Source organism: Arthrobacter glacialis, from assembly GCF_002909445.1.
Lineage (GTDB): Bacteria > Actinomycetota > Actinomycetes > Actinomycetales > Micrococcaceae > Specibacter > Specibacter glacialis.
Genome location: NZ_PPXC01000006.1, coordinates 44,302 through 65,425, shown reverse-complemented (window position 1 = coordinate 65,425; position 21,124 = coordinate 44,302). Strand labels below are relative to the sequence as shown.

The window sequence follows — 21,124 nt, the reverse complement described above, 5'->3', positions numbered from 1 at the left end:
AGTTGGAGCGCCGCTCACTGCGGCGCTCCAACCCGCTCCTGCCGGAACCTCAGGGCTGTTTTTCGGGCTCTGGAGGTTCAACCGGCGACGAAGTGCTTGAGTCGTGGCCGTGGTGCCCGAACGGGTCGATGCGCTGGCGCTTCTCCGGCGGGAGCCCCCTGCGCAACCGGGCAGTCAGTGCACGCAAATTAAGCAGCGGCGAATCCTGGTTGGGATCTTCCACCTCCAACCCGTAAAAGTCCCCAATGTGGTCCACGAAGGCCAGACGTTTGGCCTTGTCGTAGGCGCGCGACTCCCGGGAGAAGGCTCTGTAGGTAGACCAGCAAATCAAGATCAACACGAAACTAAAGGGCAGGGCAATGATGATCGCCGCCGTTTTGAGGGCCTCAAGGCCACCGGACAGCAGCAGCGCACTGGCCAGCAGTGACGTGGCCAGCGTGAAGAAGATGCGGATCCAGTTCTTGGGCTCCACGTCTCCCCCGCTGGCGATCATGCCCATGACCAGGGCGCCCGAATCTGCTGAGGTTACGAAGAAAATGACGATCATCAAGATCGCACCGATGGTCAGCACGCCGCCGGCAGGAACCTGGGCCAGCATCGCAAACAGGGCACCGGAAGTGTCAACCGTTCCATCCGGACCCACCAGCCCGCCTTGGCCGGAGAGTTCGGAGTACAGGGCTGTGCCGCCCAACACGCTGAACCACAGGAGCGTGACGAGTGTGGGTACCAGGATAACCCCGGCCACGAATTGGCGCACGGTGCGGCCCTTGGAAATCCGGGCAATGAAGATGCCCACAAAGGGGGCCCAGGAGATCCACCAGCCCCAGTAGAACGTGGTCCACGTTGACTGCCAGGCTTCGCCCTCAGCACCGGAGAAGGCACTGACATTGAAAGCCATACCCACAAAATCCTGCAGGTAATTGCCGGTGGACTGCACAAAGTTGCGCAGCAGGAACTGGGTGGGACCCACCACCAGCAGGAAAACCACGAAAATTCCGGCCAGAATGAGGTTCGTATTGGAGAGCCATTTCATGCCCTTACCCACACCCGAAAGCACCGAGAACAGCACGAAGCAAGTGATCACGGCAATGATGACCAAGTCAATGAACATGGAGGACGTGATCAGCCCGGCACTTTCCAGTCCGGCGCTGATTTGCAGCACGCCCAGTCCCAACGAGGTGGCCACGCCGAAGATGGTGCCCACCAGGGCGATGACGTCGATAACGTTGCCCAGCCCGCCGCGCACCCTCTTCCCCAGCAGTGGTTCAAGCGTCCAGCGGATCGATACCGGCCGGCCGCGCCGGTGGATGGCGTAGGCCAGGGCCAAGCCGATGACCACGTAGATGGACCAAGCATGAACGCCCCAGTGCAGGAACGTCTGCGAGAGGGCATGCTGGGCGAGCTCTCCGGGGGTTCCCGTGGTGCCAGGTTTAGGGGACGCGAAATGGCTCAGCGGCTCACTGACCCCGTAGAACACCAGACCAATGCCCATGCCGGCGGCGAAGAGCAGCGAAAACCATGAGCCGAGCGAAAACTCGGGCTCGTCGTCGTCCTTGCCCAACTTGATTTCGCCGAACTTGCCGAAGCCGAGCCACAGGCAAAAGATCACCAGGGCAGTGGCCAGGAGCACGTAGTACCAGTTGAAGTAGCCCACAATGGTGCCTTGGATCCCGGAAAACAGGGCCTCGGCGGTGTCGGGGGCGATCATGGCGAACGATGCGAAAACGAGGACTATCGAGGCCGCTGGCCAGAATACCCAGCGATGGACCGGAGGCTTGGCTTTTGTCTCTGACATTTCCCCAGCATAGGCGCATTAGGGCCGGAAAATCCTGGCTTTGGTCAACTATCGAAGGAGCGATGCACCACGTTGGTGAGGTCAGGGTGGCTGACGATGGGCAAAACCTGAGTCATCCATCCCGCCCTTGATGGCCCAGCTCCATGGCCTGAATCGTGACCACAGGGCATCAAAGGACTATCCTTGGTCCAAGTGTTCCAATGGCATCTTCGTTGCGGATGGTGGGCTCAGATGGACGTAGATCACAATGCGGATCAGCCCCTTGCCCAAGCGGACGTGTGGGACCCGCCCGATACTTCCAGCGCAGTCCTGATCTTGCCACTCAACCACTCGTTGACGTATCACGCGTCGACGATTCAGTGGCAGCCCGGTGTCCTGCGGATCGTGCTTCCCATGCATACGGAGAGACTCGAACCGTGGGCCGAGTCGGTGACGAATGAAAAGGATCGGCTCGCGTTGGTGAGCCCCGGCCCGGGGTCGGTGCTCTATCAGTCCGCCGCGGAAACACATGATTCCCCAGCCGCAGCGACAGGCCGGTTGCACCACCTGTTGCCAACAGCGCTGGATCTGAGCGGAATGGTTCTGGTGGCCCTTGAATTTCTAGCACTGCCCAGGTCATCCGCTCAGCAGGAAAGCGGACCCGGTTGCGCTGTTCTGGCCCTGCACTTAACTTTTCCTGCGTGTGATGATGAGAGCAGCAGCTCACTTGCGACCTCATTGGAGAGGCTTCGGCAGCTAAGTTACTGGAATACCGAGACCATGAGCGAACGAGGGACTGAAGACTCTCGTATGGGAGGGCTGTGCGATTTTCTGGCAACCGCTCTGCCACCCGGTTGGGAGCCACCAAATCGTGGGACCAGACTTGGTGTATGCACCCTGTTGATGCAGAGGGACGCAGCGAAGGATGGGCGGTTCCAGGAGGAAGATTGGATGTACTTGGCCATTTCTTCCCGGGTAGTCAGTCCTGCAAGCATTTCCCTCCACCGTCGTCGATCATTGCCGGTCCTGCGAATATCCAAATCTTGGCGGCTTCTGGTGTTGCGCGATGGTGTTTCTGTGATGGCGACCAGCGACGAGTTCACCCGAAGCTTGCAGGCCTATTTTCATTCTGTCTATCTGGATGCGGTACTACTGGCGCGATTACAGGCACTGCGGGCCACCGAATTGGCTGCCTTGGTCCCTTCGCCGGAATTGACGGATGTGTTCAAGTTGCGGGAGTTGGAAGGAGCCGTCCTCGATTTCCGGCGTCGGATCTGGTGGTCCTACTTGACAGGGAAACGCACCAGCCCGGGAGACACCATTCTCAACCATTGTCAGGCCGAGCTGCGGTTGGCGGAACAAGTGGATTCCCTCGCCGCCAATGCTGCGGACGCAGCGAGACTGTCTGCGAGTCTTCACCACGAGGCCCTCACCAAGGCACAAGATCTGACGCGGGCGGCGCAAGAGCAGACCAACGTGACTATCCAGATCCTCACAGTGCTGCTTGCGCCGCTGGCACTGAGCTACGCAGCATTCACTGTGGCGGGCAGTCCCAGCGTGACATTATTCTGGATGGCCACGGCCACAGGATTCGCGCTCACCTTGGTGGCCGCGCTCGTGCTGAGGACAGTACGGAAGCGCCAACACCGTGACCCACAATAGTGCCAGGGCACGCTCCCTGAAAGAGGCATCGACGTCGCCCCCGAGTGGTGAAACGATGGGTGCCGGCTGCTAGTCAGGTGCGGCATAATTGGTGCGCCGCGGCAACCTTTTGATGGCCCTGCCCACCACCAGCACCCAGCCAAGTATTCCGGCGAGGCAGATCCGCTCCGCGAGACCCAGCAGATCCGGGCGAAGGGAGGCAGCAAGAACCAGCGAGGCGAGCCCGACGGCGGCAATTGCCGCGAGTGTGAATGCGGACCGATATGCCATTGCCAGCTCCGGGACGCAGCGGATCCAGCGGGTCAGCACGAGAGTACCCGCCAGCGCGGCCAAGAATCCCGCGCTGGCCACGTAGAGATGGATGGCTCCCCCGGCCGTCGCCACCGCCAGCCCGGATCCGGCATCCACATCGGTTGGAAAGAATGCCAGGACAGCCGAGCACAGGCCACCGGCTGCCAATAGCGCCACCCCCGTCCGCCGGAGTCCGGAGGCCGGACCGATCCGGTTGATGGCGGCGATGGCACACCCGGTCGTCACGGCCCGGCCAAGAAAATTCAGATTCATGATCCACCCAAAAGGACCTACCGCCAGGTTGCTTTCGGCGTCGCTGATCACGCTGTAGTGCGGGGGCAGAAACTGGAGCACAACGTCAACGAAGACGTACACACCCACACCGGCCATGGCTGCGGTGGCAACCCTCTCTCGGGTTATATCTTGGGTGTGCAACGTCATGGCTCCAAGTTTTCCATATCGCCGCTGGTCCCGGCGGCAGGTTCACCGCCGGTCGCACCGTTGCGGCTCCCGTCCCGGCATTCCTTGGCGACTCCTTGCCATGGGGATCTTCCATGGTGGAGGCGCTGTGGGCCACTGCGGCCTTGAACTGGCACGTCAAAGTCATCGGAACCAACCATCTGCTCGGCGCGGATCTCGCTGCAAGTGACATGGTTATCAACCGCTCAGTGCATCGAGGGGGCACTCAGCTGTTTGAACCGATTTGGGTTGCGTGCAGGTGGGCGTATCGTCCGGAGCTCGCGAGCAGCTCATCGTGGGTGCCGATTTCAACTATTTGCCCATTTTCGAGAACCACAATGCGATCTGCCTGCCGGATGGTGGACAGGCGATGGGCGACGACCAGCGTGGTGCGTCCCTGCATCAGGCGGCCCAATGCCTCCTTGACGAGTTGTTCCGACTCGGGGTCGAGTGCGCTGGTTGCCTCGTCCAGGAGCAGGATGCGCGGGTCGCGCACCAGGGCGCGGGCGATTGCCAGCCGTTGGCGCTGCCCTCCCGAAAGGCGAGCACCACGTTCGCCAACAATGGTGTGCCAGCCGTCCTGCTGTGCGTCGACAAAATCCAAGGCGTTGGCGTCTCGCAGTGCCGCACGGATGCGCTCATCCTTCAGATGAGGCAGGCCGTAGGCGATGTTCTCACGGACGGTACCTTCGAACAGAACAGAATCCTGGGGCACCACTGAGACAAAACGGCGGGCGGTTCGCATGTCCAGGAGCTGCATGTCGACGCCGTCGAGCAAGATCCGCCCGCTAGTGGGGCGCACGAAGCCGAGCACAAGATTGAGCAAGGTTGACTTGCCCGATCCGGACGAGCCAACGAAAGCGACAGTCTCACCAGCTTGGATGTCGAGCTCCAGCTCGTGGATTGCGTCAACCTCGGAGTCCAGGTACCGCTGACTGACCGATTCAAGCCGCACATTCCCGGCCACCTTCTCAACTGACTGCTTGCCCTCATTTTGCTCCAGATCTGGATCCTGAAGCACCTCGGCGATGGAGCGCACCGACTCTAGCCCGCGCGCTCCCACCGGAATCAGCATCAGCAGTTGAGTCAATCCCTGGGTGAGCAGCGCGAAGTAGGTTGACAGCAGCACCACCTCACCCGGTGTGATCGGAAGGAATCCTGTCAGGGAAAACACGGCGGCCAGCACCAGGCACCCCACCCCGAGCAGTTGCATGGTGACCCATGAAATCGAAGCCACGTGGCCGTTGAGCATGTCCAGATGCAGGCCAGCACGCCGCACGCCGTCGGCACTGGTTGAGACACGGGTGACCGCCGTCTTTTCAAGCCCGTGCGCCCTGGTCACGGGGATCAATGACGCCATTTCACCGACTCGTGCCGCGAAGCTCTCGACCTCGAGTCGAAAAGTCTCATTGCGGGAACGTGATCGGTTGCGCATTCCATAGCGGATCCCGATCGCGATCGGCACTGTGAGGGCGTAAACGGGCAGGAACTGGGGCACGGCAATGGCTGTCATCGTAATGGCACCCGTCATGACCATGATCGAGGACAACAGCGGGTGGGTCACCTGCTGGAGCATCAGCTCGACGTTCTCAACATCACGCACCACCTTGGTCTGCACGATGGAGGAGTTCACCCGGGTGTGGTAACCGATTGACAAGCTTTGCAGCCGAGCGGCCAAAACGTTGCGCAGCTCGGATCCGGTATCGCGCACCACTGTCATGAAATTGCGGGTGTAAATGATGTGGTTCGGGTAATTCTGCATCAGCAGTGCAGCGGCCACAACGCCCCACCACAGCACCGATTCCACCGCGCCACCTACTGTCACGATGTCTATGACCGCAGCTGTGATCACCGGGAGAAACCACAACGGGATCTCCTTCATGGCGAAGGCAAGCACAGCAACGGTCATCCGCCCTGGCCGCCGCAGCAGCAACCGGACCACGGACCGAATCGGATGGGCCCCGTTAACGACGACGACAGGTCGGGAAAGCGCTTTCTTGGACATGGTGACCACTGTAGCAAGGGAAGCGGATGTCCTTGCGGTAAATGACTTGCCCTTGACCGGTAGTGACAGCTGGACAGTGGCTCGGACAACTCTCCACTGAAGGTTGGTTCCGTGCCCCAAATAAAATGTGACACCACAAACTATTGACGTGACACCACAGTGGTGTCATGCTGGTGTCATGGAACTAGGACACTACGTAAACGACTTGCAGCGCCAGCTATTGGACACCGCAGAGCACGGCACGGAGGAAACCCGTGCCGCCGCCGAGCGGCTCGCCGCTGGCCTGGATGCCGCAACCCGGCTGGTACTGCTCGATGCACTCTCGGCAGCCGTCGGCGAAATCACCCGCGACATGGCCCCCGGCTCGGTTGACCTGCGGCTTCGCGGGCGCGACGTTGAATTCGTAGTGTCCGCGCCAAATGCGGAATCAGATGAGGATGAAGCAACCACGGCCGCCACCACGCCCGTGGACCTCGAGGACGCGAGCACTTCCCGCACCACCCTTCGCCTGCCCGACGCACTCAAGGTGCGGGTGGACGAGGCCGCGGCCACCGACGGCACGTCCGTCAACACCTGGCTGGTCCGCGCCATAGCGGCAGCCCTCCAACCCAAGCAGCGACGCATCACGGCGCGCACGCTGCGCACAGGCGACAACTTCGCCGGCTGGGCACGCTAGCCCGCCCGGCCCACAACAGAAAAACACACCAGCCACGCGGACCCGCGGGGCCGGACCAACACACCCAAAACCGCCGGAGGCTCCACCATGCCCATTTACAACACCCCCAGCCCCATCGACCTCGCCATCAATGTTCAGGTGGGCCTGGTCGAAGTCTTCGCCAGCGACCGCACCGACACCGTGGTGAGCGTGACCGCCACAAATCCGTCAAAGAACGTTGACCGGCGGGGCGCCGAAGACACAAAGGTCGACTTCGATGGCCAGCGGATCACCATCACCGGCCCGCGGCCACGCCTCAGCTGGATCGGGCCGGGCCCCTTTGACTCGGTTGATGTGAAAGTCGAACTGCCAACAGGATCCCGACTCACTGTCGAACTCGCCGGGGGCGGAGTGCGAACCTCGGGCCGCCTGGGCGCCACCCGGATCAAGTCGTCAACGGGTTCGGTGGACGTCGACACCACGGGTGATTTGTGGTTGCGTGCAGGGAACGGCACTGCGCGGGTAGGCGCGGTCGAGGGTGGCGCCGAGATCACCGCGGACCACGGCCAAATACGGATCGGCACGCTCACCGGAGACGCCATCCTCAAGGCCTCACATGGCTCCATCTTTATTGGGGAGTCCGGCGGCGGCCTTGACGCAAAGCTCTCCTACGGCGACTTGGAAGTCACCAAGGCACTCGGATCAGTCGCCGCCAAAACCGCCTACGGCACCATCTCGCTGTGGGAAGTCTCGGGCGGTTCCATCGAAGTGGAGAGCGGATACGGGCAGGTCACCATCGGTGTACGGGCCGGCGTCCCCGCTTGGCTCGACCTGTCGTCAAAGGACGGACATGTGCGCAATCAGCTCGACGGCGACCACGCACCGGGCACCTCCGAGCAAAGCGTGGCGGTGCGTGCGCGCACCCAGTACGGGGACATCACCATCCAACGCGCCCACTAGCGGTGGGCACGCAGTCGAAAAACGCAGGAGAAAAAGGAGCAATCAAGATGACAACCTCAGCTATTGAAGTCCGCGGACTGCGGAAATCCTACGGCGCCAAGGTGGTGCTCGACGACGTCGACCTCACAGTCAACGCCGGCACCGTCACCGCCCTGCTGGGTCCCAACGGCGCCGGTAAAACCACCACGGTGCATATTCTCTCCACCTTGGTCCGCCCAGATGGTGGCGCCGCCACAGTTGCTGGCTGCGACGTGGTGCGCAATCCCGACGGGGTGCGCGCCCAGATTGGCCTCACGGGCCAGTTCTCCGCCGTGGACAACCTGCTCACGGGCGAGGAAAACCTCCTGCTGATGGCAAGGCTGCGCCACCTTGGGGCGAAGCGTTCCGCCACACGGGTGACCGAGCTGCTGGAGCAGTTTGACCTGGTCGAAGCAGCTCGCAAACCGCTCGCCACCTACTCCGGCGGTATGCGCAGACGCCTTGATTTGGCCATGACACTTGTGGCCACACCGAGGGTGATCTTCCTCGATGAGCCCACCACCGGCTTGGACCCGCGCAGCCGCCACACCATGTGGGACATTGTGCGTGGCCTCGTCGCCGAAGGCACCACGGTGCTGCTCACCACCCAGTATCTCGACGAAGCCGACGAACTTGCGGACCGCATTGCAGTGCTCGACGGCGGCAAGATCGTCGCCAACGGGACACCGGATGAGCTCAAGCGACTGGTGCCCGGCGGCCACATCAAGCTCCGATTCGCCGATTCCACTGCCCTCCACACCGCATCCGGCCTACTCAGGGAGTCCACTCTGGACGACGTCGACCTGGCACTCACGGTGCCCAGCGACGGCGGTGTCCACGCACTGCGCACCGTGCTGGACAGCCTCGATGCGGCCAACCTTGAGGTCGCGGACCTCAGCATCCACACCCCGGACCTCGATGATGTGTTCTTCGCACTCACCGGCCGGGTCGAGTCGAAGGAAGCCCAGTCATGACCACCATCAACGCCGCGCACCCGCACGCTGCGGGCGCCGGAGGAAAATCTCACGTTGTTGCCGATTCCATCACCATGTTGCGACGCAACCTGCTGCACATGATCCGCTACCCCGGCCTGTCGGTGTTCACCATCATGGGCCCTGTGGTGATCCTGCTGCTGTTTGTGTTTGTCTTTGGCGGCACCCTCGGTGCCGGCCTGCCCGGAGTGGACCCGGCTGGCGGGCGGGCAGCCTACCTGGCCTACGTCATGCCCGGCATCTTGGCCATCACCATTGCCGGCGGGGCCGGCGGCACGGCAACCACCGTGTCGATGGACATGACCGAAGGCATTACCGCCCGGTTCCGGACCATGGCCATCTCGAGGGCATCGGTGCTCGCCGGGCATGTTTTGGGAAACACCATCCAAACCCTGATCGCCGTGGCCTTGGTGCTCGGCGTGGGCCTGGCCATCGGGTTCCGTCCGAACGCCGGAGCCATCGAATGGCTGGCCGCAGCCGGCTTGATGGTCCTCACCGCCTACGCGATCAGCTGGCTCGCCGTCGCCATGGGGATTCAGGCGAAATCCGTAGAGACGGCAAGCAACCTGCCACTGCTGCTGGTCATCTTGCCCATGCTCGGCAGCGGCTTTGTGCCCACCGATTCAATGCCAGCGTGGATGCAGGGCTTCGCCGACTACCAACCGTTCACTCCGATCATCGAGACCATTCGAGGATTGCTCCTCGGAACCCCGCTCGGATGGAACGCCGCCTTGGCCGTGGGGTGGTGTGTGGTGATTGCTGTTGCGGGGTACCTCTGGTCCATGGTGATCTACGAGAGGAAGTCTGTGCGCTAAACCACCGGTGAGTGTGCAGCTGATGCGACTTCCGCGGCAGGAAGTCGCATCAGCTGCCCATTCTGTTGCGCTGCGCACCGGCGTACTGTGATATCAGCACGTAACTAGGAGGTGCATGATGGAACTATCACCAACCACCATTGTGGGACTGCCGGAATTGATGCATGCCGTACGCAAAGAAGCGCGGCAGGTCATGGCGGAGCATAAAGGAGACTATGTTGCCGAACACAAGGCCATCCTCGCCAGGCTGACCGCGGCTGATCTCATCACTGACAATGAAGCAGAGACCCTCCTGGGGCTCTACCAGACAGGCTACGACGCCGGCGAGCCCAAGGGTGACCCGCAACGCGCCTACTTTGCAACACGGGATGTTTACAGCAAAATGCTGGCGCAGCCCAAGACCAGCCCAGTGGCCCTGGTGGTCGCGTCAGCAGCTTTGGGCTCCTTTGAGCTCTCCGACGATCCTGACGGATCAACCACTGTCACCATGGCCCGGGTCAGCTACGGATCAAGTCTTGCGGGGATCGGCGCGGGGATCGGTTCGCTCCTTGGCGGCCCCGCCGGCGGCGTCTTGGGCGGAGCCATCGGCGGCCTGCTTGGCGGCATTGTTGACGACAAAAAGGGCAAGAAATAGCGGAACCCGCATGCAGTCACCCTGCCGTCGACAGCGGCAGGTTATCCGGCACGCCCACTCGAAGTGCTTCCCGACCGCGCACGGTGGCGACGGACTGCTGCCCGGTTGGCGCACCGCACTGAGCAGTATTGCTGGCGGCCGTTACGCGTCACATCCACCACCACTGCGGAGCATGGATCCCCCGGCGTTGTGCCGGCGGCGCACCTGCCCAGCCGAGTCATGCCCCGTGTGGTCAGATGCAGCGCGGTGCCCACGCTGATGACAGCACGCAACACGTGGGCCAGTGTCTGATTTTCATCCCTGTAGTGCAGGTGCCAGCCCTCACCATTGTGGTCAGTGAGTCTTGGATAGGCGGCCGCGGCCGCCATCTGGGCGTTGAGCAGGGCAGCCCGCTCCTCGCGGCTGGGCGCATCAACAACTGCCACCCAGCCCTCGATCACCCGGCGAACCAACAGATGGTCCTGCTGCCCGGGCGTGAAATCCATGGTCATGCCAAACTCCCGCACTCGTGCCAAGATGCCCATCCTGTCCGAGGGAAAATCGTTGGCCAGCGAGGCGGCGAGCAAAACAGCGTATTCACCGTAAGGGTTGAGTTGCATAAGACCATTACAGCATAGTGGGCCGTATGACATTCACCATCGCTGCCGAGCAGCAAACATCCCCCAGTCAACACTCACACCATGAGCACACGTGGACGGTTGAGTCGGCACACACCACCAGCGAAGGGCGCGTCCTGTACATGGTGTGCCCAGCCCCGTGCGGGGCACGCCGAGTGGACCTCCGCGTCGTCCAGGGCGCCCCGGCAGCAGCCTTGAGCAAAGAAACACAGCCCGCCCGAGCCTGGAAATAGCGGTTCCGGGCGTGGGTGGGCCCACAACTCCGAGGGGCCCCAACCGAGGAACGAGGTTGGGGAGGAGTTGGGGACTAGTAGGCAGTCCTGCCGTGATAGCCGCGCCAGGCATCAAAGGGGTCCACAGCGACTCCCCTCCCAGGGGCCACTTTGGCCACCGGCATGAGCCTGCGGTCGCTGCTGGGCTCAAAGTATTCGTAAAAGAGTGCGTCATCGAAGCCGGCGGCTGCGGCATCATGGCGGTCGGCGGCGAAGTAGACGTGGCCTATTCTCGCCCACAGCGAAGAGGCCAAACACATGGGGCAAGGTTCGCAACTTGTGTACAGGGTGGCGCCTGTCAGGTCGAAATCCCCCACGCCCTGGCATGCGTTGCGGATTGCCGTGACTTCTGCGTGGGCTGTGGGATCAAGGTTCGCTGTCACACGATTCAACCCTTCAAACTCACGGCCATCCGCCGTGACCACGATGGCACCAAATGGCCCGCCATTGTTGCGCACATTTTCCGTGGCCAGTTCCACCGCTTTTGCAAGGTAATAAGCAGGCGATTGCAGTTGCTCCATGGGGCACTTCCTTTGCAAGTACAAGAAATAGGCGTTGCCAAGGCGCCCTTGGCAAACGACACTGCAGCAAATTGATCTTGACAAGACACTAACATCGGGCCGATGCGCAGGGCATTGCTTGTCGAGGTCATGAAAACTGGTGCCCGCCGCACCCGCCACGCCCCCATTTCCTTCTTCCACCCCTGTATGCCAACGAAAGCCTGTAGTACTGTCAGGAATTATCCATGCCGCAGAACTAGACCCTCACATAACCCAGCCAGCGCTATCTACGACGACGAAGAAGCCGGGGCACCACAATGAATACACCCGAAAACGTCTTGGGCACCGAGCCAGCGTTCATCGTCAACGGTGCGGGGCGCTCCTTCGGCCCGGGAGCCTCGCATACAACAGCCCTTGAATGGCTGCGCAACAACCGGCTGACAGCAGCCAAGGAGGGTTGTGGCGAAGGCGAATGTGGCGCTTGTGCGATCCTGCTCGCCCAGACCGACCGGGATGGCGCAACAAGCTGGACGGCGGTCAACTCCTGCCTCATCCCGATGGCCTCACTCGACGGCCAGGAGATGGTCACCTCCGAAGGGTTGGGATCGCCAGAGCAAATGCATCCAGTCCAGCAGGCGCTGGCCTCCGGCGGAGGGTCCCAGTGCGGATACTGCACCCCCGGATTCGTGTGCGGCATGGCGTCTGAGTTTTATCGTCGGGACAGGACGCCACTGGCCCAGGATACGCAGCAGCCCACTCCCGGCGAGCGCGGCCCCAATGGGTTCGACCTTCATTCCCTCAGCGGCAATCTCTGCCGATGCACCGGGTACCGCCCCATCCGAGATGCTGCCTATTCGTTGGGAGCCCCCACCGATGATGCATGGGCCCGGCGCCGCGATGAACCTGCCCCCGGGTACCGCGCAACTGATCTTAAAAGATCCGACGGCCAGTTCGTTCGCGCCACCACCTTGAAACAAGCCACCACGTTGCTGGCCGAAAACCCTACGGCAATCCTCATCGCTGGAAGCACCGATTGGGGCGTCGAAGTCAACCTGCGGGCGCGTCGGGCACCGATGGTAATCGCCGTCGACCGCATCCCAGAGCTGGACTCAATTCTGCTCACCGACACCGAAATAGAGATTGGCGCGGCAACGCCACTTTCAGAAATTGAGCGCGTACTCGACGGCAGGATTCCCCTGCTCGCCCAGCTCATCCCCCAGTTTGCATCCCGCCTCATTCGCAACCGCGCAACACTAGGCGGCAACCTCGGGACAGGCTCTCCCATCGGAGACAGCCCGCCGGCCTTGCTCGCTCTCGAAGCCCAGATTGTTCTTACCTCGGCGGAGAGGCAAAGAGTCCTTCCCCTTGCGGATTACTTCACCGGCTACCGGACAACGGTCAAGGAACCGGGCGAACTGATCAAGTCAGTCCGCATCCCCTTGCCGCTGTCGAATCTGAGTGCTTTCCACAAGATCACCAAACGCCGCTTCGATGACATCTCCAGCGTGGCTGTCGCGTTCAGCCTGCACATTGATGACGAGGTGATCACTAAAGCTCGCATTGGACTGGGCGGTGTCGCTGCCACTCCGCTGCGCGCCTACGCCACCGAAAAGATGCTCACAGGCCAACCCTGGAACCGGGACACCATCAAGGGTGCTGCCGCTGCCCTGGGCGCCGAAGGGACGCCAATGAGTGACCACCGCGCCAGCTCCAGCTACCGCTCGATCATGCTTTCAAGCGCCCTCATCAAGCTGTATACAGAGAACAATCTGATCATGGAGGCCACACCATGAGCCATCTTTCACGCCGGCCAGCCGATCCCGCTGTCGGTGCATCCGTGCCTCATGAGAGCGCCCGCTTGCACGTGAGCGGACAGGCCCTCTACACCGATGATCTAGCCCAGCGCACAGCTGGAGCGCTCACCGCTTGGCCTGTTCAATCACCCCATGCACATGCCCTGGTCCGCTCCATGGACACCACTGCTGCGTTGGCAATCCCCGGCGTCATCCGCGTGCTCACTGCACAGGACGTTCCTGGCATCAACGACTGCGGAATCAAACACGACGAACCCCTGTTCCCCTCCGAAGCCATGTACTACGGTCACGCACTAGCGTGGGTACTCGGTGAAGACCAAAACGCTGCGCGAGCGGGCGCCGCCGCAGTCGTCGTCGACTACCTCCCCCTCCCCTCCCTCATCTCAGTTGCGGAAGCGATCCAAGCACAGTCTTTCCAAGGGATGAAAAGAACAATCAGCCGCGGAGATGCGGATGCGGCACTGGCAACCGCCGACAGGGTCATGTCCGGTGTGACGGAATTCTCCGGGCAGGAACATTTCTATTTAGAAACCCAGGCAGCATTGGCAACTGTCGATGAAGGCGGCCAAATCTTCGTACAAAGCAGTACCCAGCACCCCTCTGAAGCCCAAGCAATTATTGCGCACGTGCTGGGCCGGGCAAGCAACGAGATTACTGTGCAGAGCTTGCGCATGGGTGGCGGTTTTGGCGGGAAGGAAATGCAGTCCCACGGATTTGCCGCCATTGCCTCGATTGGCACCCTGCTCACCGGCAGACCTGTCCGTGTCCGCCTCAACCGCACCCTTGATATGACCATGACGGGCAAGAGACACGGGTTTCACACCTCATGGGAGGCAGGATTCTCCTCGGAAGGAAAACTGTTGGCCCTCAAGGCCCTGCTGACGGCCGACGGCGGCTGGTGCCTGGATTTGTCAGAAGCGGTCCTGGCACGGGCACTGTGCCATGTCGACAACAACTATTTCATCCCCCATGTGCATCTCGATGGCCGGGTGGCCAAGACCAACAAGACCTCTCAGACAGCTTTCCGCGGCTTTGGCGGACCGCAGGGAATGCTGATGATTGAGGACATTCTGGGGCGCAGCGCACCACTTCTAGGTCTGGCTCCGGAGGAATTGCGGCGCAGGAATTTCTATCGTGACGGCGACAGCACACCCTATGGGATGCCCGTACGGCACGCCGAACGGGTCACAACAATGTGGGAGGAGGCACTAGAGCGAAGCAACTTTGCCGAACGCCGTCGCGAGGTTAATGCGTTCAATGCGGCCCATCCTGGCCGCAGGCGGGGCCTGGCGATCACGCCCGTGAAGTTTGGCATTTCCTTCAATCTTGTGGCGCTCAACCAGGCCGGCGCCCTGGTGCATGTGTACAAGGATGGCTCGGTGCTGATCAGCCACGGAGGCACCGAGATGGGTCAGGGACTGCACACCAAGATGCTGCAGATTGCTGCGACCAGCCTTGGCATACCGCTTTCCGGTGTACGGCTGGCACCCACCCGCACCGATAAGGTTCCCAACACCTCAGCAACCGCCGCCAGTTCGGGAACTGATCTCAACGGCGGCGCGGTCAAAAACGCCTGTGAACAAATCCTTGGGCGCATCGCCGTCGTCGCCGGTGCCATGCTCGGCGTCCCTGCGCAAGATGTGCGCTTCTCCGGTGGCCTGGCTACAGGTTTGGGGGTCACGGATCAGAGTTTTACCTTTGCCGAGGTTGTCATGCAGGCCTATCTGCAGCGTGTGCAGCTGTGGGCCGCCGGCTACTACAGGACCGGGGGCCTGCATTGGAATCCCGAGCTCATGCAAGGCGAGCCCTTCAAATACTTTGCCGGCGGCGTGTCAGTCACGGAGATGGAAGTGGACGGATTCACCGGGACCTACAGCACACGCCGGGTGGACATTGTCCACGACGCCGGAGATTCCCTGTCCCCGATCATTGATGTTGGCCAAATCGAAGGCGGCTACGTACAAGGGGTGGGTTGGCTTACCTTGGAGGACCTGCGTTGGGACGAAAGCAACGGCCCCCATCGAGGGCGGCTCCTGACTCAATCGGCAAGCACCTACAAACTTCCGAGCTTCTCCGAGATGCCGGAATTGTTCAACGTGCATCTGATGGAGCATGCCGAAGAAGAGGGTGCCGTCTATGGGTCCAAGGCGGTGGGTGAACCCCCGCTCATGCTGGCGTTCAGTGCCCGTGAAGCACTTCGTGATGCGATCAGTTCGTTCGGACCGGCACACCACAGCGTTGAACTGGCATCCCCAGCCACGCCGGAGGCCGTCTTTTGGGCCATCCAGGAATCATGCAAGGCTGCCGGCACCTCGTTTGAAGAGAACGCCCTCAGCGCGGCGAGGCTTCGGCCTGTCACGGTGAGGCCATAGGGGTCATCATGGATTGGCTGGAAGCGGCGGTGAGCCTGCGCGAGCGAAACGAGACGGGCGTTATCGCCACGCTCGCCCAGGTGCGCGGCCATTCGCCCCGCAATCCTGGGGCCAAATTGGTCATCTCCTTGGATGAGCTGTGGGGCACCATCGGTGGCGGCAATTTCGAGGCCAGCGTCATAGATCGTGCACGGGAACTGATAAAGGCAGGCAACGGCACATCCGAACTCATGACCTTTACGCTCAACGACAAGGCTGCCAACGCTCACGGTGTGCAATGTTGTGGCGGAGAAGTCAATGTCTTGCTTGAGGTACTCAACCCGAGACGGACAGTAGCGATTTTTGGGATCGGGCATGTTGGCTACGAAATAGCCCATATTCTCGCCCGGCAGCCGCTGAACCTGGTCCTTGTCGATTCACGCCCGGAGGCTCTCACTCCCGGCCGCATCCGGCCCCTCATGATGGGGCTGGCAACCATCACTGTCCGCCACGAACCAGCACCCGAAGTTGTCATGCCGGATCTTCCTCCGGGGGCTACGGTGCTTGTCCTCACGCATGACCACTCCGAAGATCTCATGGTCTGTGAGGCCGCGCTGCGGGCCGAGGTCTTCTACCTTGGACTCATCGGGTCCCGCAGCAAATGGTTGCGCTTTAGCAAGAAGCTCAAAGTTGAGGGCTACGATGAACGCGACATCAGCCGGATCACTTGTCCCATCGGCATTTCAGCCATAGCTGGCAAGGATCCAGCCAGCATTGCCGTCAGTGTAGCTTCTGACCTGCTCATCCGCTGGGAAAACTCCGATGTTGCCGCAGGTGTCCCCGGGCCAGCCACCCGCCACCCGGCTTAGCGGATCACATCCGCCATGACTGCTGTCCGGACCACCATTTTGCCCGTGTTCGCACCCTGCATCATGCTCAGGAGCGCATCAACAGCATTCCCAATGCCGTCAACAACCGTTTCGTCGTAGGCGATCTTGCCGGCCGTGAACCATGCGGTCATGTGTTCATTGAATTCCGGCGCCAGGTCAAGGTAGCTGCCCAAGGTGAAACCCTTGAGTGATAGTCCGCGGGTAATCATGTTAACCATGTTGTCCGGCCCCACCTTGCGCTCAGTTGAGTTATACCCGGCAATGGCCCCGCACAGCGCGGCCCTGCCACCTGGGTTGAACACGTCAAGGGCGGCTTCCAAATGCTCGCCGCCCACATTGTCAAAGAAGACGTCGATTCCCTCGGGGGCAGCCGCTGCCAACTGCTCGCGGACGGGGCCGCTCTTGTAGTTGAACGCAGCATCGTAGCCATACTTTTCGGTGAGCAGGGCCACCTTTTCATCAGTGCCGGCAGAACCGATGACCCGGCCAGCACCCAGGAGGCGTGCTATTTGGCCAGCGGCCGTGCCAACCGCACCGGCGGCACCGGAAATGAACACGGTGTCGCCGGGCACCATGTTGGCAACGGCGGTCAAGCCAACGTAGCCGGTGAGCCCGGTCATGCCCAGTATCCCAAGATACAGCGACAGGGGCGCGCCAGGAATTTCCGGGACGACCTTGAATCCGGCGGCATCTTCTTGCACAACATCACGCCACCCGAACTGGTGGAGTACCACGGAACCCACAGGGAATGCGTCACTGGCCGACTCCACAACGCGGCCAATGGCACCACCTGTCATGGTTTCACCCAAGCCAAAGGGCGCCGAGTAGCTCTTGGCTGCGCTCATGCGGCCACGCATGTAGGGGTCAACGGAGATGAACTCATTGACCACGCGAATCTGGCCTGGGGCCAGTTCTCCCAATTCAATCTGCACGGTCGCGAAGTCGTTGGGGCGCGGCCATCCCACGGGACGGGCAGCCAGTTGAATTTGTGTACTGATGGAAGTGATCACGAGGTGACCTTTCATGTGGAGACTTTTGACGAGCAACGACTGCCAACTGGCGCCGCGCGTTCCCGCGGAGCATCAACGTGGCATATTATGTAATGACTGGTCCACTATATATTGGACTGAACGGTTCACAAAATGAGGGGTCCGATGGGACGCACACAGGCCTTCGACACTGACGAAGCAATTCGCGCCGCGCGCACGGTGTTCTGGGAACATGGCTACGAGGATGCCTCCCTCCCCGACCTTGAGCGTGCCACAGGACTGAGCCGCTCCAGCATCTACCACGCCTTCGGCAGCAAGCGCGGTCTCTTTGACGCCGCCATCACGAGCTACCTCGCCGAGATTATTGAGCCGCGGCTGCGCCCCCTCAACGCCCAACCCGTCGCCCCGGGCGCACTCAGCGAATACTTCACCGGCCTGCGTGCCGCCCTTGCCCGGCGGGATTCGCTGTCGGCCGGAAATGGCTGCCTGCTCCTGAACGCTGCCGGCGCTCCCATCGCCAATGAGTCCGCCGTGAGCCACGCCATTGCGGGCTACCGGCACGAGCTCAATGCCGCCTTGGTTCGTGGCATCGCAGCCCACCAGCCCAGCCTTGAGGAGAACGCCCGTCAGCAACTGGCAACAGTGCTCACCTCATTGGTTATTGCAGCCATGACACTGGCTCGAATAGACAATGCCCAGGCGCTGGCAACAGTGGACACGGCCCTGGCACTTCTTCAAGGATGAACACCCCACCAAAGCGGTAGTGTGATCTGGTATGAACTCGCAAGAGAAGTCCCCCGAAAGCACCGGCTCCGCGACAGGGCAGGTGGCAGCCCCGGATCCAGACGACGCGCGCAAACTACAGGGCTTCAACGAACTAAAAAAACAGTCGTGGAAGTACATAGCAAAACGCTCCCTGACCAAGTTCAGCGCCGACGGCTGCACTGACATGGCCGCATCACTGACCTACTACGGAGTACTGTCGCTGTTCCCGGCGATCCTGGCACTTGTTTCCATCGTGGGGCTGGTGGGCCAGGCCGAACAAACCACCAAGGTTCTGCTGGACTTGGTGAGCCAGCTCGGCGGCACGGAAATAGTGAAGACCATCCAGGACCCCATAGAGCAGCTGGCAAGCTCCCGGGCAGCAGGGTGGACCTTTGTCCTGGGCCTGCTCACAGCACTATGGTCCGCGTCGGGCTACGTGGGGGCCTTCAGCCGGTCCATGAACCGGATTTACGGCACCGATGAGGGCCGTCCAGTATGGAAGCTCCGCCCGGCACTGCTGCTGGTGACACTTGCTTCCGTGCTACTGGTGGCTGCCATTGCCCTGCTGCTGGTCGTCTCCGGACCCATTGCCAAGGTGCTGGGGGATGCCATTGGTGTGGGCGATACCGCCGTGACCATATGGGACACAGCCAAATGGCCCGTGGTTGGACTGCTCACCATTGCGCTCATCGCCATCCTTTACTACTACACGCCCAATGTGCAGCAGCCCAAGTTCCGCTGGATCAGCGTGGGCGCCACCGTGGCGCTCCTTTCCGCCGTGCTGGCATCGGCCGGGTTTAGCCTCTACCTGGGGAACTTTGCAAAATACGACAAAACCTACGGCACCATTGCCGGTGTCATAGTGCTGCTGCTGTGGCTGTGGATCCTGAATCTCGCGCTGCTCCTGGGGGCCCAAGTGGATGCCGAACTTGAACGCGGCAGGCAGCTCCAGTCTGGCATCAAGGCCGAAGCCCAAATCCAGCTGCCGCCCCGCGAGATTAGTGCCAGCCTGAAAAAGCAGGAGAAAGAGCTCCTACTGGTCACCGAAGGCAAGGAACTCCGTGAAAAGTTCGCTCCGGACTCTGAATTTGAAGAGCCCGCCACTAACCCGGAAAAGAAGGCCCTGCTGTGGCTGGCCGGCGCCGCGGCCGCCGTGGCCGCCGTCGTGACGCTGCGCAAGCATCGCCGCAAGGGCAGAACCACCCGCGAACAAACCACCTCCAAGGACTGAACTCATGGCGCATTTTGACCTTGTCATCATCGGCACGGGCTCCGGGAACTCCATTCCCGGCCCCGAGCTGAGCCACCTGCGCATAGCCATCGTTGAGGACAACCTCTTTGGTGGAACGTGCCTGAACGTTGGCTGCATTCCCACCAAAATGTTTGTCCATCCCGCAGAACTTGCCGATGCCGCACGGCATGGCCGGGCATTGGGCATCGACGCGCAACTCAACGCCGTGGATTGGAAGGGAATCCGGGACAGGATTTTTGCCCGCATCGATGCGATTGAGGCCGCAGGCAGGGCTTACCGTGAGGGTCCCGACTGTGCCAATGTGAGTGTTTTTGCCGGCCATGGCCGGTTCACTGCCCCCAAACACCTGAGCGTTTCCCTGCACGACGGCGGCACCGAAGTGATCACGGCGGAGAAGTTTGTGCTGGCGGCAGGATCCCGTGCCGTGGTGCCTGACATTGAGGGCTTGCTCGACCCCGGGGTCACTGTCCACACCTCCGACACCATCATGCGGATCGACGCACTTCCCGCCAGCATCGCGATAGTGGGAGGCGGCTTCATCGCGGCCGAGTTCGCCCACGTCTTCTCCTCGTTCGGGGTGGCCGTCACGCAAATTGCCCGGGGTCCGGCCTTGTTACGCAACCAGGACCGTGACGTCTCCGAACAGTTCACCCAGGAAGCCGCGGCCCGCTATGAGGTGCTGCTGGAGGCGAGTGTTGAACAGGTCACGGCGGGCGGGTCCGGCGTCGTTCTTGAGGTCAAGGGCCCGCATGGACACCGAACCGTCACTGCCGAGCTGCTGCTCATCGCCACTGGCCGGCAATCAAACGCCGATAGTCTGGGCGCGGAGGCCGCCGGCATTGCCGTGGACGACGCCGGGCGGGTGGTGGTTGATGAGTATCAGCGCACCAGTGCGGAGGGGATCTTCGCCCTGGGGGACGTGTCCAGCGCCCACCAGCTCAAGCATGTTGCCAACCACGAGGCGCGGGTGGTCCAGCACAACCTGACCCATCCCCGGTCCATGATGGCGGCCGACCACCGCTTCATTCCGGCCGCGGTCTTCGCCGATCCGCAAATTGCCTCCGTGGGGCTGACCGAGGAGCAGGCCGGCAGTCAGGGGATTCCCTATGCCGTGAACACCCAGAGGTACGCGGACATAGCCGCGGGGTGGGCCCGGGAAGACACCGACCATTTCCTGAAGGTGCTGGCCGATCCAGTCACCGGCCAGTTGCTCGGCGCCCACATCATTGGCCCGGAAGCGGCAACGATCATTCAGCCACTCATCCACGCCATGTCGTTTGGCCAGAGCGCCCATTCGGTGGCGCGCGGGCAGTACTGGATTCATCCGGCGCTGAGCGAGCTCGTCGAAAATGCGCTCCTGGGCCTGCCGGAACCGACCGGAGGGTAGCCACCAGGGCGCGCCACCGGCC

At 61.7% G+C, this 21,124-nt stretch carries 19 protein-coding genes; 13 read left to right on the top strand and 6 right to left on the bottom strand.

Annotated features, from left to right (window positions below; all coding sequences use genetic code 11):
• Positions 1-49: 49 nt before the first annotated feature.
• On the bottom strand, positions 50-1,795 hold the full coding sequence (locus CVS27_RS09270; RefSeq protein ID WP_103465458.1) for a BCCT family transporter: 1,746 nt from the start codon (positions 1,793-1,795) through the stop codon (positions 50-52).
• Positions 1,796-2,854: 1,059 nt separating this feature from the next.
• Here CVS27_RS09270 and CVS27_RS20520 point away from each other — a divergent pair.
• On the top strand, positions 2,855-3,436 hold the full coding sequence (locus CVS27_RS20520; protein WP_133162907.1) for a hypothetical protein: 582 nt from the start codon (positions 2,855-2,857) through the stop codon (positions 3,434-3,436).
• A 69-nt stretch (positions 3,437-3,505) separates the two neighbouring features.
• Here CVS27_RS20520 and CVS27_RS09260 read toward each other — a convergent pair whose 3' ends face one another.
• Together CVS27_RS09260 and CVS27_RS09255 are read right to left on the bottom strand one after the other, a co-directional pair.
• Positions 3,506-4,168 carry a DUF998 domain-containing protein gene (locus tag CVS27_RS09260; RefSeq protein ID WP_103465456.1) on the bottom strand — a complete coding sequence of 221 codons (663 nt, stop codon included), beginning with the start codon at positions 4,166-4,168 and terminating at the stop codon, positions 3,506-3,508.
• A 244-nt stretch (positions 4,169-4,412) separates the two neighbouring features.
• The gene (locus CVS27_RS09255) at positions 4,413-6,191 is read right to left on the bottom strand and encodes an ABC transporter ATP-binding protein (RefSeq protein WP_103465619.1); all 1,779 of its coding nucleotides are present in this window, start codon (positions 6,189-6,191) and stop codon (positions 4,413-4,415) included.
• Between the two features lie 178 nt (positions 6,192-6,369).
• Here CVS27_RS09255 and CVS27_RS09250 point away from each other — a divergent pair, with 178 nt between their 5' ends.
• The 5 genes from CVS27_RS09250 to CVS27_RS09230 all read left to right on the top strand — a co-directional run bounded on the left by CVS27_RS09250 (position 6,370) and on the right by CVS27_RS09230 (position 10,265).
• Entirely contained in the window at positions 6,370-6,867 is a 498-nt protein-coding gene (locus CVS27_RS09250; protein WP_103465455.1) for a histidine kinase, read from the top strand.
• A gap of 87 nt (positions 6,868-6,954) precedes the next feature.
• The gene (locus CVS27_RS09245; RefSeq protein WP_103465454.1) at positions 6,955-7,806 is read left to right on the top strand and encodes a DUF4097 family beta strand repeat-containing protein; all 852 of its coding nucleotides are present in this window, start codon (positions 6,955-6,957) and stop codon (positions 7,804-7,806) included.
• Positions 7,807-7,853: 47 nt separating this feature from the next.
• Positions 7,854-8,798, top strand: a complete 945-nt coding sequence (locus tag CVS27_RS09240) for an ATP-binding cassette domain-containing protein (RefSeq protein ID WP_103465453.1) — start codon at positions 7,854-7,856, stop codon at positions 8,796-8,798.
• Positions 8,795-9,631, top strand: a complete 837-nt coding sequence (locus CVS27_RS09235) for an ABC transporter permease (protein ID WP_103465452.1) — start codon at positions 8,795-8,797, stop codon at positions 9,629-9,631. The genes CVS27_RS09240 and CVS27_RS09235 overlap by 4 nt, the downstream gene beginning before the upstream one ends.
• Positions 9,632-9,746: 115 nt before the next feature.
• Positions 9,747-10,265 carry a hypothetical protein gene (locus CVS27_RS09230; protein ID WP_103465451.1) on the top strand — a complete coding sequence of 173 codons (519 nt, stop codon included), beginning with the start codon at positions 9,747-9,749 and terminating at the stop codon, positions 10,263-10,265.
• 41 nt (positions 10,266-10,306) lie between these two features.
• Here the strand turns inward: CVS27_RS09230 and CVS27_RS09225 are convergent, their stop codons facing one another.
• The gene (locus CVS27_RS09225) at positions 10,307-10,864 is read right to left on the bottom strand and encodes a CGNR zinc finger domain-containing protein (protein WP_103465450.1); all 558 of its coding nucleotides are present in this window, start codon (positions 10,862-10,864) and stop codon (positions 10,307-10,309) included.
• Between the two features lie 26 nt (positions 10,865-10,890).
• Between CVS27_RS09225 and CVS27_RS09220 the strand changes: the two genes are divergently transcribed.
• Positions 10,891-11,115: a hypothetical protein gene (locus CVS27_RS09220; protein WP_103465449.1), complete on the top strand. Its 225-nt coding sequence runs from the start codon at positions 10,891-10,893 to the stop codon at positions 11,113-11,115.
• Between the two features lie 74 nt (positions 11,116-11,189).
• Here the strand turns inward: CVS27_RS09220 and CVS27_RS09215 are convergent, their stop codons facing one another.
• The gene (locus tag CVS27_RS09215) at positions 11,190-11,675 is read right to left on the bottom strand and encodes a nucleoside deaminase (RefSeq protein ID WP_103465448.1); all 486 of its coding nucleotides are present in this window, start codon (positions 11,673-11,675) and stop codon (positions 11,190-11,192) included.
• Positions 11,676-11,971: 296 nt separating this feature from the next.
• Between CVS27_RS09215 and CVS27_RS09210 the strand changes: the two genes are divergently transcribed.
• From CVS27_RS09210 to xdhC, 3 genes are read left to right on the top strand one after another with little or no spacing between them, the layout of a single operon-like run.
• Positions 11,972-13,447, top strand: coding sequence for a xanthine dehydrogenase small subunit (locus tag CVS27_RS09210; protein ID WP_103465447.1), 1,476 nt, complete (start codon positions 11,972-11,974; stop codon positions 13,445-13,447).
• A complete protein-coding gene (xdhB, locus tag CVS27_RS09205; RefSeq protein WP_103465446.1) occupies positions 13,444-15,840 on the top strand; it encodes a xanthine dehydrogenase molybdopterin binding subunit in 2,397 nt (798 codons plus the stop codon). Before CVS27_RS09210 ends, xdhB begins: the two co-directional genes overlap by 4 nt.
• A gap of 8 nt (positions 15,841-15,848) precedes the next feature.
• A complete protein-coding gene (gene xdhC, locus CVS27_RS09200; RefSeq protein ID WP_103465445.1) occupies positions 15,849-16,688 on the top strand; it encodes a xanthine dehydrogenase accessory protein XdhC in 840 nt (279 codons plus the stop codon).
• On the opposite strand, the gene CVS27_RS09195 is transcribed toward xdhC, so the two are convergent.
• The gene (locus tag CVS27_RS09195; protein WP_243400111.1) at positions 16,685-17,734 is read right to left on the bottom strand and encodes an NADP-dependent oxidoreductase; all 1,050 of its coding nucleotides are present in this window, start codon (positions 17,732-17,734) and stop codon (positions 16,685-16,687) included. The two genes, xdhC and CVS27_RS09195, sit on opposite strands and share 4 nt — an antisense overlap.
• 129 nt (positions 17,735-17,863) lie before the next feature.
• Between CVS27_RS09195 and CVS27_RS09190 the strand changes: the two genes are divergently transcribed.
• The 3 genes from CVS27_RS09190 to CVS27_RS09180 are packed head-to-tail and all read left to right on the top strand — an operon-like array spanning position 17,864 to position 21,102.
• Positions 17,864-18,442: a TetR/AcrR family transcriptional regulator gene (locus CVS27_RS09190; RefSeq protein WP_103465443.1), complete on the top strand. Its 579-nt coding sequence runs from the start codon at positions 17,864-17,866 to the stop codon at positions 18,440-18,442.
• Positions 18,443-18,473: 31 nt separating this feature from the next.
• Positions 18,474-19,694: a YihY/virulence factor BrkB family protein gene (locus tag CVS27_RS09185; protein WP_103465442.1), complete on the top strand. Its 1,221-nt coding sequence runs from the start codon at positions 18,474-18,476 to the stop codon at positions 19,692-19,694.
• 4 nt (positions 19,695-19,698) lie between these two features.
• The gene (locus CVS27_RS09180) at positions 19,699-21,102 is read left to right on the top strand and encodes a mycothione reductase (protein ID WP_103465441.1); all 1,404 of its coding nucleotides are present in this window, start codon (positions 19,699-19,701) and stop codon (positions 21,100-21,102) included.
• Positions 21,103-21,124: the final 22 nt, after the last annotated feature.

Coding starts and splice junctions, on each gene's coding strand:
- CVS27_RS09270 (WP_103465458.1), bottom strand. CDS start 1,795: ATGTCAGAGACAAAAGCCAAGCCTCCGGTCCATCGCTGGGTATTCTGG.
- CVS27_RS20520 (WP_133162907.1), top strand. CDS start 2,855: ATGGCGACCAGCGACGAGTTCACCCGAAGCTTGCAGGCCTATTTTCAT.
- CVS27_RS09260 (WP_103465456.1), bottom strand. CDS start 4,168: ATGACGTTGCACACCCAAGATATAACCCGAGAGAGGGTTGCCACCGCA.
- CVS27_RS09255 (WP_103465619.1), bottom strand. CDS start 6,191: ATGTCCAAGAAAGCGCTTTCCCGACCTGTCGTCGTCGTTAACGGGGCC.
- CVS27_RS09250 (WP_103465455.1), top strand. CDS start 6,370: ATGGAACTAGGACACTACGTAAACGACTTGCAGCGCCAGCTATTGGAC.
- CVS27_RS09245 (WP_103465454.1), top strand. CDS start 6,955: ATGCCCATTTACAACACCCCCAGCCCCATCGACCTCGCCATCAATGTT.
- CVS27_RS09240 (WP_103465453.1), top strand. CDS start 7,854: ATGACAACCTCAGCTATTGAAGTCCGCGGACTGCGGAAATCCTACGGC.
- CVS27_RS09235 (WP_103465452.1), top strand. CDS start 8,795: ATGACCACCATCAACGCCGCGCACCCGCACGCTGCGGGCGCCGGAGGA.
- CVS27_RS09230 (WP_103465451.1), top strand. CDS start 9,747: ATGATGGAACTATCACCAACCACCATTGTGGGACTGCCGGAATTGATG.
- CVS27_RS09225 (WP_103465450.1), bottom strand. CDS start 10,864: ATGCAACTCAACCCTTACGGTGAATACGCTGTTTTGCTCGCCGCCTCG.
- CVS27_RS09220 (WP_103465449.1), top strand. CDS start 10,891: ATGACATTCACCATCGCTGCCGAGCAGCAAACATCCCCCAGTCAACAC.
- CVS27_RS09215 (WP_103465448.1), bottom strand. CDS start 11,675: ATGGAGCAACTGCAATCGCCTGCTTATTACCTTGCAAAAGCGGTGGAA.
- CVS27_RS09210 (WP_103465447.1), top strand. CDS start 11,972: ATGAATACACCCGAAAACGTCTTGGGCACCGAGCCAGCGTTCATCGTC.
- xdhB (WP_103465446.1), top strand. CDS start 13,444: ATGAGCCATCTTTCACGCCGGCCAGCCGATCCCGCTGTCGGTGCATCC.
- xdhC (WP_103465445.1), top strand. CDS start 15,849: ATGGATTGGCTGGAAGCGGCGGTGAGCCTGCGCGAGCGAAACGAGACG.
- CVS27_RS09195 (WP_243400111.1), bottom strand. CDS start 17,734: ATGAAAGGTCACCTCGTGATCACTTCCATCAGTACACAAATTCAACTG.
- CVS27_RS09190 (WP_103465443.1), top strand. CDS start 17,864: ATGGGACGCACACAGGCCTTCGACACTGACGAAGCAATTCGCGCCGCG.
- CVS27_RS09185 (WP_103465442.1), top strand. CDS start 18,474: ATGAACTCGCAAGAGAAGTCCCCCGAAAGCACCGGCTCCGCGACAGGG.
- CVS27_RS09180 (WP_103465441.1), top strand. CDS start 19,699: ATGGCGCATTTTGACCTTGTCATCATCGGCACGGGCTCCGGGAACTCC.